This is a genomic window from Pseudoalteromonas sp. MelDa3, assembly GCF_002863625.1.
GTDB classification, from domain to species: domain Bacteria; phylum Pseudomonadota; class Gammaproteobacteria; order Enterobacterales; family Alteromonadaceae; genus Pseudoalteromonas; species Pseudoalteromonas arctica.
This window is the reverse complement of record NZ_PJBR01000104.1, coordinates 1-14761: the sequence shown is the minus strand read 5'-3', so window position 1 is coordinate 14761 and position 14761 is coordinate 1. Positions and strand designations below refer to the sequence as shown.

The window sequence follows — 14761 nt, the reverse complement described above, 5'->3', positions numbered from 1 at the left end:
TTTTCCGTGTTGCATTTTTTTACAAATTCGGTAATTCTAATCTCATATTCAAGGAAGAATGAATCAAGTCAACTGCTTAGCTTTGTGCTTTCTTGCCTTTTTAATGTATAGGGAATTACCTCATGAAAAAAGCTATTCTATCCGCACTTATTTTCGTACCTCTTTTTACTGGTTGTGTTTCAACAACCGATACTAGTACTTCTGCTAATTTAGACCGCAATACTGCAGTTGCTGAGTTGACTACTCGAATGGATACACTTGGTTATTTTCACCCGGTGGCTGTACAGGTAGGTATTGACGAATTTTTAAATATGTCAGCTATTATCCTTGAGCGTCAACGAAAAGTTATGGGTGAATACCGCACTCAAACTGATAACTACCGTGATGTACAAGCCTTTTTATATGCCCATCAAAAGTCGACACCAGAGCAACTTCAAGCTGCAATCGAAGAGTTTGACGCAGGAGCAAAGAATAAAGATGAAGAAATTGGTTATAAAATAGCAGCTTATAACTTAGCGAACGAAGGTATTTATCAGCAAAATGTTGAACTTGCGACTGATTTAACGGTAGAGATTGCTAAATCTGCTTATATTTTAAGCCAGCACAGCACTGTCATAGCCAAAGTAACAGCTTTAAAAATGGGTGGAAATCTTGTCAATTCATGGCTTTCAAGCGATGAAGAGAATGCTGAGCAAGAAGAGGATCCTAAAGATATAGGCACAGCTCTTATTAAAGCAAAAGATCAACTTGCGTTAGCGCTTGAAGCAAACGAAATTATAGAACTTGAGCAAGCCACAATTACTGCAATAAATGAGTTACAACTTGAGCAAGAAGCGAAAGGTTAATGAAAACAAGCATTTTTGCTTTTTTTATAGCATGTGCTTTTAGCTGCTCAGCTCAAAACTGGCCAGATTGGGTAACTCAACCGCAAAAAAGTGATGAATATATTACTGCGGTTGGGATTGGTGAGAGTCGCTTAGCTGCAAAGCAAGCGGCTATAGCCGATATTACTACTCAACTAAGCGTTGATGTAAGTACGCAGCAATTACAAAAGCTCATAAAGCAGGACAACCAAGCAAGCAATTATTTTGAACAAGCAACAACCTTAACTAGTTTACCGTTTACATTAACTGGACTAGAGGAGTTAAATACGCTTGAGCAAAATAACTTATTTGCTTTAAAAATGGGAGTTAAAAAATCGGCTTTAGTTAAAAACCTAAAATCTGATTTATTAAATCTTTCTCGTATCTCTGCGCCAAAAAATGACAACGAACAGCGTTTCATTTGGGCACTTAAAAATAGTGGAGGTCTTGATGTTGCGGCAAAAAAGCTAGCAGTATTAGAGCTCCTTTCTGGGCCTAAGCTATTAATTCAATCGACTTTAAATAATTTATTGAATGAGCAAGCAAAAGCATTAAATGCTGTTTCTTGTGATGTGATCGGTGCTAATAATATTAGCGAAATTAAATCAGCACTAAATAATGCACTCCCACATAGCGGCGATACACGTTTATGGATGCGTCCCCAAATACGTTGGCAGTACGCCAAATCTAATAATAATTATTCAGCCAAAGTTATTTTAACTCTAGCGCTTACGCGAAGTTCAAGTCCTTTCAAAGTATTACTACAACAGGATCTTTTTGCGCAGGAAAGTGCCACGACACAAGAAAATGCAAAACAAAAAGCGATTAACAATTTAATACAACAACTTAAAGCGCCTGCTAGTCAGTGGCTGTTCGATATTTAGGAATGGTAATGAAATTAATAAAAAACTTAACTCTATCAGCATTTACACTCGCCTTATTAGCAGGTTGTAACTCTTCACCTAAACAAGGAAGTGCTACACAATCAGGGTTGGTTAGTAACAACGCCTCGAATACCGTAATAGCCAAAAGTGCTTATATATTTAATGACGCGGATATAGCTATGCCTGCATATTTTGATACCCAAGGTTTAGAGCGTTGCACGTTTGATGCAAATACAGAAACAGATAGTTGTCCGCTTAAAAAACCAATTGTACGCATGTACTTTGATTTAGCTGGTGTAAATGGCAGTGGTATTGGTGTTGATGCTATGCGCGAGTTTGACAACCAAAACTTATTGCTAATGCTCGAAAATCAATTTGCAGGAATTAATCGCTTTAGAATAGTAACGCGTGATGATGATGCTATTTCAAAGGAACAACAATTAATTTTACAACAGCAAGGCGTAAAAACAGCGGCCAAACGTGCCGAAGTTAAAGCATTAATCCCCGATTTTGTGGTAAAAATTGATTCATTAAGAACACTAAAAACTGAAGGCGCGATTACAGATTGGGCCGATTACACATTAGAGCTAACAACCGGTGTGATAAATCCGCAAACACGTGAAAAGCTATCGCATCCTAATTTAGGAAAGATTCGCGTTAAATCTGAAGATGTACGTGATCGCTCGGAGTTAAAATTTACGACTGTAAGCGGACGCTACGTCGCAGGTTTTCACTTTGATCAAAGTGCTCATGTAAATGCAGTACTCAGCGATATGGGATCGCGTGGTATTGATATTTTGCTTACCCGTATGTTGAGTGAAATGCCTGCCACAGCGCAAGTTTTAGGTATTAAAGGGAACAAAATTAGTTTAGATAGAGGTCAAAATGCAGGCGTACTTCCTAACGAAACAATGATAGTTTTTAGCTATGAGGCAGGATTTGTTGAACCGATTGGCGTTGCGAATGTTAACCCTTCGCGTAGTAGTGCAAATGGTGAAATTATTCGTTGGAAAGACTCCGATGTAGCAGATGATGTTAAAAACAAAGCTGAAAATGGTATTTATCGACCGTCAAATGGTACAAAAATATTTGCTGTATCGGTCGGTACTCCCGCTGACTTTTTGGAGAGCCGTACATGATCAAAAAGCTTGGTTTATTAGCATTATGTTCCTTGAGTGCGCAAGCTCAAGTGGATGTATTGTCTGATGGTACGCTACAAACACAGGCATGTGCATATGGACGAGGTAGTACGGCTATTTCGGGTGCAAAAACCCAGGCTAGTGCTGAGCTTATAAGTTTTATTAAAGGTAATAAAAGCCTAACAACCCAAAGTGCGCAGCAACATTTAACAACAAGTTTAGATAATGATGCCGCCAGCTTATATGAGCAACAACGGACTATGATGATGGAAGGTTTGAGTGCTGGTGCCGTTCCTTTAAATTACTCAACGCCTACACTCAGTGGTAACGACACATGCATGACTGTAAGCCTTAACCCGCAAGAGTTAGGAGAGCCGCAAGAGCAAAGCTGGCAACAAACCACTCAAAATATTAGTGTGACAGTAATAGGCCAAGGCTGGAAAAAAGAAGGTAAAACAGCACTGACGATTGCAGAACAAGATGCTTTGCAACGTGCTGTATCGCAAGTTGTAGGTGTGTGGCTTACTCAGCAGCATACGCAATCATCAAGTACAAGTATGAATATTGTTGACGGTAACGAATCAACAAACATACAAGAGTTAATAGGGCAACAGCTTTCGAGTCATAGTGAAGGGCTTGTGAAAGAATGGCAAACCCTGCAAACCAGAGAACTGCAAAATGGTGGTGTGGAAGTCACCGTTATGGCTGTTGTAGAAAAAGCACCACTTATTCAAAAAGCATCTAAATTACTGAGCATGATTGGTTCACCTAGAGTGCAAGTTATTGCGCCTGAACCATTAAAAACAGAACTAAAAGTTTGGTTAAACGAGCAAGGAATTGAAGTTGGTAACGCGGCTAGTTTAGTTATTTATGCAAAATCTGAAGTGATTAAGCGCGCTAACAACAGACAACTTTATTTAAGTGCTGACGTTAGAGATTTAGCTGGAAACATTTATGGTCAGTGGAAAAACGATCCTTCATTTATGTCGTTGCCTAATGCTCCTTACGTAGAAAAAGATTTAATGGCAGTACATTTGGCGAGCGAGTCACAATCAAAAGCGCTTCATAAAGCCCTTAATAATGCATTTACTCAAGTAGTTGCAAGAGGGGGCTTGGTTCGTGAAGTCATGTTGCCAAGCAATAAGCTAACGCAACCAGAAAAATTGCATGATGTGTTAAGTACGTTAGGTGGCGTAAGCGATATATCTATACATAAACAGCAAAAATATACCGTAGCAAGCCTGAGATTTAAAGGTAGCACCGGGGAACTTGCTCATGCGCTTGATCAGGCGTTAATGACAATAACAGCAAAAAGCCTTTCAAAAATTACAGTCGAAGACGACTTTACACTCAGGTACAAATAAGGATAGATGATGAAATTAAAAATATTAACATTAGCAATGGTTTTAGCTATGCCTGCAATCGCAGAGGAAGAATTTAGCTTAACAGATATGATACCTGCTCGCCCAGGCGCGCAAGTAGTGGGTGCTGAACAAGCCGAAGTTTCTGGCGATGTAGTGGTTGCAAAAGATACAAGCGTTGCAGTTGCTGTTGCTCATCAGGCACTGATGGATGACAACGAAGACGGTATTAAAATGATTCAAGTTGGTAGTGGCACCGGTATTTTATCTATTGGTAGTGCTAGTTATAACACCTACGAAAATATGAATGCGACTTTGCTGTCTAAACGCGGTGCTTATAATCAAGCTTATTTAATTGCGAAAAAACAATTAATTGAAAATATGAAAGGTGTTGAACATCAATGTAGCAATGTAGTGTCTGCAAGAATGGATGTTATTGATACGGGCGTTGAAGGTACGGCAAACGAACAAACTAATATGATGGAGGCGTGTAAAGAGTCTGTATCGGGTTCGTTAGCGGGCTTTGTTACTTATGACGTTTACGACAACATTGATGATAAAGGCGTACGTGTAAGCTTAATTTCAACGCCTAAAACACGTTCACAAATTAAAGGTAATCGTGGTGCCGTAGCGGTAACTACTGAACCGAATGTAATTTTCCAACAAGTAATCAGTGATGTTAAAAGTGGTGTTTTACCACCGGTTGGCGCCAAAGTACTTACTAACGCTGATACTGGCGAAGTTATCGTTTTAGGTTATGGCTCTGCAATTGCACGTCAAAATAGAAACAGCAATGTTGCTCGTAAGCTTAAAGGCGTTGCTAAATCGCAATCGCAAACACGTGCGCGTTCTGCGTTGCTTGCCACTATTCAAGGTGAAAAAGTGTATTGGCAAGGTAGTTTTGACGAAAAGCAAATGGAAGGTACTAAACAGTTTGAGTACGATGACCCATACTTAAATGATCCGCAACAAGTAGAAATTCTTGAAGAAGATCGCAGTACGTTTTTAAATCAATTAAAAACATCTGACGAGTATTCAACCGTTGCAAAAGGTAAATTACCACCTGGTGTAAGTGTTAAAAGTTTTGCAAGTGATGATGGATTTTGGCAGTACAGCGTAGCTGTTTATGCGCCAAGCTTAGAGGCAACGGCACGCAAAGCAGCTAAAGAGATGGAAGGTAATAATGGCCAAACTGTTAACGGTGTAAGTCACTACGGCCACAAAATAAAAGCACACGGTGGGTTAAACGAAAAAGCGGCTAACCCCCAAGGTGCATCAGGTAAAGTAGCGAGCGAAAAGGAACTTTAATGCTAGCACCTATTTTAGCGCTTTCGTTGGTGGCTTCGGCCACTTTCGACTCAGAGCAAACCATTGAACAACAAACTGCTTTTTTTAAAAGTCAGGCTAATGGTCAATACGCCCGAGTAATGGCGTTAAAATCGAGTGCAAAAAATGCGCTTGAGCAGGCATGTCGAAATGCATTGACCTTGCCTGATCGTCGTATTATTAAAAATACTTTAGCTAATAAGCTCAATATTACTTTGCCAGAGTCGGTAAGCTTTATTGACGCTGAAATTACGGACTATGAGCAAGAAAAACAGCGAGAATGGTTAACTTGTACTGGTGTTGTAACACCTGCCGCGCAAGATATTAACGAAGCTGGACTTGCCATTAGAGCGGCTTGGCAAGTTGGTAGCCAAAAAGATAAAGCAAACTTACGCCCTTTATTGCAAGTTGCATTGAATCACCCTACAACGATGTCTGATGCAGTAGCATTAGCAGCGGATCAATCGCCAGAGGAGCAACGTTTAAGCTATCTCGATAAATATTTAAAAGCGAGTGAGCTAAAACTCGACGAAGCGAGAGCCTCAGTTGCACAAACCTGGTTTGTTAATAAGCGCTATAAGCAAGTAATTTCGTTAACCCGGCGATGTGAAAGCATAGACTGTAAGCATTTAAACTTAGCTGCTCAAACTGAGTTTGATAATCTATCTGCTGATGATTTAAGTAGTTATTTTTAATTTTATAGGGATATAAAAAATGCACTCAAAAGTTAAAATACTACTAAAAATTAGCGCTTTAGCTTGTTTAACTATGAGCTTAAATAGCTTAGCTCAAACAAGTGAAGAAGCCGAATTTGAGGCTTTTTTAAAAAAGCGTCAAAGTGAGTTTAGTCAGTACGAACAACAGCAAAAGCAAGAATTTGAAGCGTTTGTAAGTGCTTGGCATAATGCGCAAAATGCATATTTAGAACAAGTAACCCAAAAGTGGCAAGATCCAAATCTGCCAAGCTCAACAGTGTGGGTTAAATACAGTGATGATCTAAATAAACGCACGAGTGTAAATTTCGAAAGTGGTGAAGTCGTTGTTGAGTTATTAAACAGCCAAAACGACGAGCAAGCAGTTGAATATGCAAAGCAGCAATTAAATGAGCTTTCACAAGTAACGGTAAATAAAACACTTTCAAATGATCCCGTTTATATTGCGGCAAATAACACAATAAACAGCAAAAACTTTACCTCAACGGGTAAGCCTTTAAATAAAAAAGTTGAGCAAAGTAAGTCACCAACAACGACTCAAGCTAAAAAAATAGTCGAGCAAACGGTGCTCTCTACAGAGATTGTAAAAGAGGTGCTCACTGCAAAGGCACCTGTAATAACTAAACAAAAAGACAGAGTAACAATTAGCTATAAATTGCCCGATAATACACTTTCGAACCAAGCAAAACGTTATCTACCAGAAGTCCAACAGCAAGCCAAGCGTTATAACTTAGATCCCGCACTGTTATTGGCAATTATACATACCGAATCGAGTTTTAATCCGCTTGCACGCTCGCCAATTCCTGCTTTTGGTTTAATGCAAATAGTGCCTACTTCAGCGGGTAAAGATGTGAGCAATTTTTTGCAAGGTAAACCGCTATTACTTAGCCCTGAGTACTTATTTCAGGCTGATAATAACGTAGAAGCAGGCAGCACTTATGTGCATATTTTAAGTAATCGTTACTTTAAAAATGTACGTAATGTGCAATCAAGAATTTACATGAGTATTGCCGCTTATAATACTGGCCCAGGTAACGTAGCCAAAACGCTGAGTGGCTCTAAATCACTGAACCAAGCAAGTATTGCAGCTAATGCAATGTCAGCTGAGAAGGTTTACACCCTAATGGTTAACAATTTACCTGCGCAAGAAACCCGTAACTATTTACAAAAAGTGGTAAAACGCACCGCTTATTATCAAAAGCAATTGAAAGGAATTTAAAATGAAAAAGTTATTACCTCTAATAGCCGCTTTAGCATTAGGTGCGTGTTCAAGCACTGAAAAAACACAGTCGGAGCCGTTAGCAAAAAATGATTCAGTACCAAGTTGGGTGTTATTACCTGTGTCTGATAAAGGTTTAGCATCGTCGTCATGCGTACCTTGGTCAGGCAGTATGTCAACCGACAGAGCACAAGCAATTGCAGCTGCTCGCGCCGATTTATCTCAGCAAATACAGGTTAAAGCAAGCGTTATGGACAAGCTATACCAACGTAAAGCACAAAGTAATGATGAGCTAAACGTTGGTGGAACTTTTGAGCAAGTAAGTAAGCAAGTTGCACAGCAAAGCCTTGTGGGTGCAGTGCCACAAGAAGTTGCATTTGCTAAATTAGACGGGGTAAAGCAACTTTGTACATTCGTTGTAATGAGCAATACACAAGAAACATTTAATAACCTAGTAGCTCAATCTGGTAAGCGTCTAGATCCTAGTTCACGCGAAGCGCTTTACGAAGAGTTTAAAGCCCAAAAAGCGATGAAAGATCTTGAAAAAGAGCTAGATAGTTTAAATAAGTAATAAAAAATTCTATATTACTAGTTTAGTTTCTAACTCCGCTAAACTAGTATTCTTAAACGGAGTTATAAAGGACTAAAATGAAAGATATATTCTTTTTTGATTCAATGTTAACCCCAAAAATAATTACATTCGTTTACTGGTTAATTTTAATAGGTACTTTGATCTCAGGTGTAACAACAATGTTTGCTAAGTATGGTGGTGGTTTCATTAGTGGTTTGGCCATAATTGTTGGTGGGGCAATTGGTGCGCGCATCTGGTGTGAGCTATTGATTGTATTATTTAAAATTCATGAGAATCTTCAAAAAATAGCTAATAAATCAGAATAAATTTAAATACTCATAAAGTAGTGGTTGCATCGATTGCTACCACTACTTTTAATCTTAGGCGGTCCAACCAATTTAAAGTAGTTGATATTATCAATTAATTTATTATAGTTGACTTTGTCATCTATTTAACGCTTAAGGCATGCCCAAAAATGAGTACACCCGTATCAGCAAACCCAGTAATGGTTGAGCCTAAAAAAACACCTGTAATTTATAAAATACTGGTTATGGTGAGTATTATTACCTTAATTGGCGGTACTCTAACTGGCATTATGACTTATGTGAATGTGGGTGTTACAGAGCATTTTTATGCCGACTGGTTTACCTCATTTATAAGTGTAGTATTGGTTATGGCGCCTGTTGGTTTTGTAATGATGACCTTAATGCATAAGCTAGTTAATAAGTTATTGCCTACTAGTAGCGAGCTAAAACGTAATTTAGTTATTAGTGTTTTTATGGCGCTGATAATGGAGTCTGTGATGGCGTTTGTTACCGCTACTAATAATATTGGCTATGCAGATATGCGTGTATTTGTAACTGGATGGGCTGAAGGATTATTAGCCGCATTACCAATAGGTTTAACTATAATGCTGATAATGTCGGTTACGGTAAAACCTAAAATAGAACGCTTTTTAAAAAGCTAACACTTTGAGCGCTAACGTATTAAAGCAAATAATTTAATACGTTTATAGTGGGCAGATGCATGAAGTAATTAGTTACTTAATTGAGTTTTCTACCGGGCAGCCTTGTTTACGGCATACACCTTCGTTACATAATTTGCATATTTTACGTGCTTCTACCTGCTCGGTTGTTAGGCTGCCAAGTGCTATTTCTATCAAACTTAAAAAGCTTTGTTTTTGTTCATCATTAAAGTTGTTTAGTATTTTAGAGGTGGCTGTTTCTCTGCTGCCTAGTACTAGTTCAACTCTTTGTCTGCCTTTATCCGTTACGCATAAAACAACAGAGCGGGCATCTTTTACTGACTTTCGCCTTTCTACAAGTTCTTCTTTTTCAAGTGTATTTATTAATCTAACTGCACCAGAATGCGTTAAGCCTAAAACCTTGCTTAGTACATCAATGGTTTCATTAGGATGATTGTAAATAGTGACCAGTGCCGCTTCGTGGCTTAGGCTTCGCCCGCCTAATTCGGCAATCTGTTTTTCAATGTCATTAGAAACAGAAGTAGCAAACGTGCCGATTAAATTTGATATATATTTTTCATTTTTCATAAATTTAATTATATGTGATTCGATCATATAAATATAGTGACAAATTAAGCGCGCTCATTTATTGTGTGACTCAGTCATGTATATTAACTCGAAATTAGTTAATCTACTTCGAATATTACACAAATTAGATGAGCGAGGATTTACCGCCAGCTCATCAGTTAAATAAAGCGATATAATTAAATGAAGAATGATTCAGAAACATTACGTTATGCAAAAAAGTTTAAAACTGTATTAGATAAAAAAATGGCTTATATAGATGAAGGCGAAGGTGATCCTATTGTATTTTTACATGGTAACCCTACATCTAGCTTCCTTTGGCGAAACGTTATGCCCTATTTGCAAGGAAAAGGGCGTTTAATTGCTATCGATATGATTGGATTAGGAGATTCGCAAAAGTTAGATAACACCCATGAGGGCAGCTACTCACTTGCTGAAAACAGCAAATACACATTTGCACTTTTAGAAGCGTTGGGTGTAAATAATAACGTTACCTTGGTGCTGCACGATTGGGGTTCAGGCGTTGGTTTTAACTGGGCTAATACACATCGTGATGCTGTAAAAGCAATTGCGTTTATGGAAGCAATTGTTACTGACTTTCCAACATGGGACGATTTTCCTAAAGATTTGCACGGCCCTATTGGCACTATGCGCTCAGCTGAGGGTGAAAAAATGGTGCTTGATGACAACTTTTTTATTGAAACAATATTACCAGCGACCATTGCACGCAAATTAACGCAGGCAGAGCATGATGAGTATCGCAGACCCTTTATTAATTCGGGGGAAGATCGCCGTGCAATTTTAGCAGGGCCTCGCCAACTGCCCATTGCTGGAGAGCCTGCCGATACCGTGGCTTTAGTTAAAAGCTATGCGAGTTTTTTAGCTAACTCTCACGATATTCCTAAGCTATTTATTAATGCTGAACCGGGTGCTTTTTTAGTTGGTTACGCAAGAGACTTTGTGCGTACATGGCCAAATTTAACTGAGGTAACCGTAAGCGGTATTCACTATATTCAAGAGGATTCACCGCACGAAATAGGTAAGGCTATTTTTGATTGGTTACCAAGATAAAAACGGGATGTATTAGTAAACCTGAACTTTGGATAATTAATCTATCTCAAGCCGTTATTTTCAGCGTTAACTACCATATATAGATGACGCTTTTATACAACTAAAAGCGTCATCCTTTAACTATTGCAGTAAAAAGGGTGCGGTTTTACTCGCCTTTACGCTTGCCACTTTTTCGGGTGAACCTTGCGCTACAATTAAGCCGCCTTCTTCACCAGCACCAGGGCCTACATCAATTACCCAGTCACTATTTCGGGCTACTTGCATATCGTGTTCAACCATAATAACGGTATTGCCAGCATCTACTAATTTATTTAACTGCGACATTAGCATTGATACATCCGATGGATGCAGGCCTGTAGTTGGCTCATCAAGAACATAAAGCGTGTTACCGCGCTGGGCACGTTGCAGCTCGGTTGCTAATTTAATACGCTGCGCTTCACCGCCAGAAAGCTCAGTTGCAGGTTGCCCTAAACGCAAATACCCAAGACCTACTTGCATAAGTGCATCGAGCGCTCGTAGTATTGCAGGTTCGTTTTCAAAAAAGGTATGCGCCGCTTCAACCGTTAAATTGAGGATATCGCTTATGTTTTTATCACGATATGTAACCTCAAGTGTTTGCTCGTTATAACGTTTGCCATGACACACTTGGCAAGGTGAATAAACGCTTGGTAAAAACAGTAGCTCTATACTCACAAAGCCAACGCCTTCACAATTTTTACAGCGACCTTTAGCAACATTAAACGAAAAGCGCCCAGCATCGTAACGGCGCTCTTTTGCTTTTTGGGTTGAAGCAAATAGTTTACGCACATGATCAAACAAACCCGTGTAGGTAGCTAAGTTTGAACGAGGGGTACGGCCAATCGCTTTTTGATTTACGGTAATCAGGCGGCTTATATTATTTATACCTTCAATGATTTTTCCGCTGGTGTGTGTTTGCAGCTCTTGTTCGAGTAAGTCGGCTTCGTCGGTTGGCGCTTCCGGTATTACTTTTTGCCCGAGCGCTTCGTAAACAAGCTCTACTAACGCTTGGCTTACTAAGCTTGATTTACCAGAGCCCGAAACCCCAGTAACGGTTGTCATAACACCCAGTGGAAATTCTGCATTGAGTTTTTTAAGGTTGTTACGCTCAATATCAGCCAATTTTAACCACGCACTAGGCTGCCTTTGCTCCTTTTTTTGCGCGCTGTTTTGAGTAGACTCTTGACTGGCGTTTTTAGCAAAAAGGTGACGACCGGTGTGCGAATTTTTTATTTTTCTTAACCCTTCAACAGGGCCGCTGTAAATAATGTCGCCACCATGTACACCTGCATCAGGGCCTACATCAACAATCCAATCGGCATGTTTAACAACGCTAACATCGTGTTCAACAACAAATACAGAATTGCCAGCCGCTATTAACTCGTCGAGCGCTTTTAGTAATGCTTGAGTGTCGGCAGGGTGTAAACCCGCTGAAGGTTCATCTAGCACGTAAACCACCCCAAATAATTTAGAGCGAATTTGTGTGGCAAGTCGCAATCGTTGTAGTTCTCCGGGTGAGAGCGTTGGCGTTGTACGCTCAAGCGACAAGTACCCTAAACCAAGCATGGTTAGTGCTTCAATACGAGTGAGAATGTCGCTAGCAATGCGCTGCGTAACAATGGCTTGCTCTGGATTTTTTGTATTTTTATTTACTTTGGTGTTGGCGGCATTACTTAATTTTTTAGCAAGTTCGTTTAGTGTAAGTTGAGATAGCTCGCCAATATCGAGCCCTGCAAATTTAACACTTAACGATGCTTGTTTTAATTTTTTACCTTGGCAGGTAGGGCACTGCGATATTTGCATAAACTGTGACACGCGCTTTTTTGTACGCGGGCTTTGGGTAGTAGCAAAAGACTGTAAAACAAAGCGTTTAGCGCTTGAAAAAGTTCCCATGTAGCTTGGATCTTCGTTATTTTTTATCGCATTTTGTGTTTGCTCATAGGTGTAATCTGGGTATACCGGCACAGTAGGTGTTTCGTCGGTAAATAAAATCCAATCCCGTGCTTTTTTAGAAAGTTTGTTCCAAGGTGTGTCTATGTTATATCCAAGGGAAGTAAGAATTCGGCTTAAATTTTTACCTTGCCATGCTGGTGGCCACGCTTCAATGGCGCGCTGGCGAATAGTTTTTGTATCGTCTGGCACAAGTAGCTTTTCGGTTACTTCAAACACTCGGCCTATTCCTGAGCATTCTGGGCACGCACCTTGTGGCGTATTTGGCGAAAACGCATCGGCGTAAAGTATGCCTTGCCCTTTGGGGTATTCGCCTGCGCGTGAGTAAAGCATGCGTAGCGCGTTAGAAATAGTTGTTATGCTGCCAACTGATGAGCGAACCGACGGTGCGCCGCGTTGCTGCTGCAAAGCAACGGCAGGTGGTAGCCCTTCAATAGAATCAACATCGGGTTCATCAACTTGATCTATTAACCTACGGGCGTAAGGCGATACTGAATCAAGATAACGGTGCTGCGACTCAGCAAACAGCGTTCCAAACGCAAGCGACGATTTTCCAGAGCCCGATATTCCTGTAAAAACAACCAATGCGTTACGAGGTAAATCAACGTCTACATTTTTCAAGTTGTGAACGCGTGCCCCTCTTACTTTAATGCTATTACTGGGATCAGATAAATCCATTGTTGAGTTTTTATGTGTGCTTGCCATACGTTTATACTCCTGTTTAATCGCGCTTTTTACTTTAAGTTAGCTTTGAATTATTTACTCTTATCACTCGTTATTACCCTAAAGTAACGCAAGCACACTGAATGAGCGCTTAGTCTGTAGTGGCGCAGCCAAAGCGCTGGATAAAATTGCGATGATTGTCTGTTTACATAATAGGTATGGAATGCGAATATAATTTAAACAGTTATTGTTATGTAATTTGTTACGTAATTTACTAGGTATTTTACTAGGTAATAAAAAGGAACTAACAGTGAATAAAGCCTTAGTGATCATTTTATTGGTGCTTTCGTGGGCAACCCAAGCCGACTCTATCAAAGCGCTAAATGTTGACCGTGCAGTACCAAATAGCATGCACTTATCGTTTGCAAACGATAGCAACATAATCCCTAAAAAAGGGGATTTTAAAATCGTTAATTATGTATTAATGAGCAATGAAGAGGGCGAACGCTGGGCTGTTATAACGCTAACTAACTTATCGTCGGGCAATCGAGAATTAGGTGAGGAGCACTTACTTGCACTTTTTGCTGACGGCAGCCGATTCATGCCAATGGAATTTAAACTCGGTTTTAAAGGCAACGAAACACAATCGGTAACTGTATCGTTTGCCGATTGTAAGTTCCCTATTTTAAGTGTGTATTCGAGTAACGATTTGTAATTAATAACGATGCGATAATATTAAATTAGGGATATTTCTAAAATTAAGGATTTTTATGAAGTTTGAAGATGCGCAACAAAATATGAACCTCGCATACTTCGGTGGTGGAACCGGTGTATTAGTGTCTGGCTTAGTTTGGTGTATAGCTGGCTTTGTCGCATTACTGCATTCAAATCAATCGAGTATGCTTACTTTGTTTTTTGGTGGTATGTTTATACATCCTTTAGCCATGCTACTTTCAAAAGCGCTTAAACGCTCTGGCAATCATGACCCTAAAAACCCATTAGGTAAATTGGCCTTAGAAAGCACTATTATTTTATTTGTTGGTTTGTTTTTAGCGTTTTACGTAGCAAAACTTCAAGCTGAATGGTTTTATTCAATAATGCTGATGATAATTGGTGTTCGCTATTTAGTTTTCAACACTTTATATGGCATGAAAGTGTACTGGATTTTAGGTGCTTCGCTTATGTTTTCTGGCATGTTGTGTATTGTATTAAATGCCAATTTTGTAATCGGCGCCTTTATTGGCGGGATAATCGAAATAGTATTTGCGCTAGTAATATTTGCCCAATCGAAAGGTATGGTTTTAAAAACAGAATAATAAGCTCTTATAATCGCAAAAATAGTGTGCAGTTGGAGTTACCCTTCAGCTTGATATATAGCAAAGGCTTTTTAAAGTATGAGTATCTGCAAATTGCATGTATCCATTAGTCGGCTTT

At 39.4% G+C, this 14761-nt stretch carries 15 protein-coding genes; 13 read left to right on the top strand and 2 right to left on the bottom strand.

Annotation, left to right across the window (positions count from 1 at the left end; translation table 11 throughout):
• Positions 1–122: 122 nt before the first annotated feature.
• From CXF89_RS16285 to CXF89_RS16240, 10 genes are all read left to right on the top strand, one after another.
• Complete coding sequence (locus tag CXF89_RS16285) at positions 123–845, top strand: hypothetical protein (RefSeq protein ID WP_121955191.1); 723 nt, start codon at positions 123–125, stop codon at positions 843–845.
• On the top strand, positions 845–1747 hold the full coding sequence (locus CXF89_RS16280) for an LPP20 family lipoprotein (protein ID WP_121955190.1): 903 nt from the start codon (positions 845–847) through the stop codon (positions 1745–1747). Before CXF89_RS16285 ends, CXF89_RS16280 begins: the two co-directional genes overlap by 1 nt.
• A gap of 8 nt (positions 1748–1755) precedes the next feature.
• Entirely contained in the window at positions 1756–2886 is a 1131-nt protein-coding gene (locus CXF89_RS16275; RefSeq protein WP_121955189.1) for a hypothetical protein, read from the top strand.
• Positions 2883–4250 (top strand): hypothetical protein, encoded by a 1368-nt coding sequence (locus tag CXF89_RS16270; protein WP_121955188.1) that lies wholly within the window; start codon positions 2883–2885, stop codon positions 4248–4250. Before CXF89_RS16275 ends, CXF89_RS16270 begins: the two co-directional genes overlap by 4 nt.
• A gap of 9 nt (positions 4251–4259) precedes the next feature.
• Positions 4260–5555, top strand: coding sequence for a hypothetical protein (locus CXF89_RS16265; protein ID WP_121955187.1), 1296 nt, complete (start codon positions 4260–4262; stop codon positions 5553–5555).
• On the top strand, positions 5555–6268 hold the full coding sequence (locus tag CXF89_RS16260) for a hypothetical protein (RefSeq protein WP_121955186.1): 714 nt from the start codon (positions 5555–5557) through the stop codon (positions 6266–6268). The genes CXF89_RS16265 and CXF89_RS16260 overlap by 1 nt, the downstream gene beginning before the upstream one ends.
• Before the next feature lie 19 nt (positions 6269–6287).
• Complete coding sequence (locus tag CXF89_RS16255) at positions 6288–7505, top strand: murein transglycosylase domain-containing protein (protein ID WP_121955185.1); 1218 nt, start codon at positions 6288–6290, stop codon at positions 7503–7505.
• 1 nt (position 7506) lies between these two features.
• A complete protein-coding gene (locus tag CXF89_RS16250; protein ID WP_002960153.1) occupies positions 7507–8076 on the top strand; it encodes a hypothetical protein in 570 nt (189 codons plus the stop codon).
• Between the two features lie 77 nt (positions 8077–8153).
• Complete coding sequence (locus CXF89_RS16245) at positions 8154–8402, top strand: DUF4282 domain-containing protein (RefSeq protein WP_002960155.1); 249 nt, start codon at positions 8154–8156, stop codon at positions 8400–8402.
• A 149-nt stretch (positions 8403–8551) separates the two neighbouring features.
• Positions 8552–9043: a DUF2798 domain-containing protein gene (locus tag CXF89_RS16240; protein WP_121955184.1), complete on the top strand. Its 492-nt coding sequence runs from the start codon at positions 8552–8554 to the stop codon at positions 9041–9043.
• Between the two features lie 72 nt (positions 9044–9115).
• On the opposite strand, the gene CXF89_RS16235 is transcribed toward CXF89_RS16240, so the two are convergent.
• Positions 9116–9628, bottom strand: a complete 513-nt coding sequence (locus tag CXF89_RS16235; RefSeq protein WP_121955192.1) for a MarR family winged helix-turn-helix transcriptional regulator — start codon at positions 9626–9628, stop codon at positions 9116–9118.
• Between the two features lie 180 nt (positions 9629–9808).
• On the opposite strand from CXF89_RS16235, the gene CXF89_RS16230 reads away from it, so the two are divergent.
• Positions 9809–10696: a haloalkane dehalogenase gene (locus CXF89_RS16230; RefSeq protein WP_121955183.1), complete on the top strand. Its 888-nt coding sequence runs from the start codon at positions 9809–9811 to the stop codon at positions 10694–10696.
• Positions 10697–10816: 120 nt separating this feature from the next.
• Here the strand turns inward: CXF89_RS16230 and uvrA are convergent, their stop codons facing one another.
• The gene (gene uvrA, locus CXF89_RS16225) at positions 10817–13369 is read right to left on the bottom strand and encodes an excinuclease ABC subunit UvrA (protein ID WP_121955182.1); all 2553 of its coding nucleotides are present in this window, start codon (positions 13367–13369) and stop codon (positions 10817–10819) included.
• A 268-nt stretch (positions 13370–13637) separates the two neighbouring features.
• Here uvrA and CXF89_RS16220 point away from each other — a divergent pair, with 268 nt between their 5' ends.
• Together CXF89_RS16220 and CXF89_RS16215 are read left to right on the top strand one after the other, a co-directional pair.
• Positions 13638–14042 (top strand): hypothetical protein, encoded by a 405-nt coding sequence (locus CXF89_RS16220; protein WP_121955181.1) that lies wholly within the window; start codon positions 13638–13640, stop codon positions 14040–14042.
• A gap of 55 nt (positions 14043–14097) precedes the next feature.
• Positions 14098–14643, top strand: coding sequence for a DUF7010 family protein (locus CXF89_RS16215; RefSeq protein WP_121955180.1), 546 nt, complete (start codon positions 14098–14100; stop codon positions 14641–14643).
• Positions 14644–14761: the final 118 nt, after the last annotated feature.

Bases quoted from the DNA above. Each gene is read 5' to 3' on its own strand.
- CXF89_RS16285 (WP_121955191.1), top strand. From the start codon at position 123: ATGAAAAAAGCTATTCTATCCGCACTTATTTTCGTACCTCTTTTTACT.
- CXF89_RS16280 (WP_121955190.1), top strand. From the start codon at position 845: ATGAAAACAAGCATTTTTGCTTTTTTTATAGCATGTGCTTTTAGCTGC.
- CXF89_RS16275 (WP_121955189.1), top strand. From the start codon at position 1,756: ATGAAATTAATAAAAAACTTAACTCTATCAGCATTTACACTCGCCTTA.
- CXF89_RS16270 (WP_121955188.1), top strand. From the start codon at position 2,883: ATGATCAAAAAGCTTGGTTTATTAGCATTATGTTCCTTGAGTGCGCAA.
- CXF89_RS16265 (WP_121955187.1), top strand. From the start codon at position 4,260: ATGAAATTAAAAATATTAACATTAGCAATGGTTTTAGCTATGCCTGCA.
- CXF89_RS16260 (WP_121955186.1), top strand. From the start codon at position 5,555: ATGCTAGCACCTATTTTAGCGCTTTCGTTGGTGGCTTCGGCCACTTTC.
- CXF89_RS16255 (WP_121955185.1), top strand. From the start codon at position 6,288: ATGCACTCAAAAGTTAAAATACTACTAAAAATTAGCGCTTTAGCTTGT.
- CXF89_RS16250 (WP_002960153.1), top strand. From the start codon at position 7,507: ATGAAAAAGTTATTACCTCTAATAGCCGCTTTAGCATTAGGTGCGTGT.
- CXF89_RS16245 (WP_002960155.1), top strand. From the start codon at position 8,154: ATGAAAGATATATTCTTTTTTGATTCAATGTTAACCCCAAAAATAATT.
- CXF89_RS16240 (WP_121955184.1), top strand. From the start codon at position 8,552: ATGAGTACACCCGTATCAGCAAACCCAGTAATGGTTGAGCCTAAAAAA.
- CXF89_RS16235 (WP_121955192.1), bottom strand. From the start codon at position 9,628: ATGAAAAATGAAAAATATATATCAAATTTAATCGGCACGTTTGCTACT.
- CXF89_RS16230 (WP_121955183.1), top strand. From the start codon at position 9,809: ATGAAGAATGATTCAGAAACATTACGTTATGCAAAAAAGTTTAAAACT.
- uvrA (WP_121955182.1), bottom strand. From the start codon at position 13,369: ATGGCAAGCACACATAAAAACTCAACAATGGATTTATCTGATCCCAGT.
- CXF89_RS16215 (WP_121955180.1), top strand. From the start codon at position 14,098: ATGAAGTTTGAAGATGCGCAACAAAATATGAACCTCGCATACTTCGGT.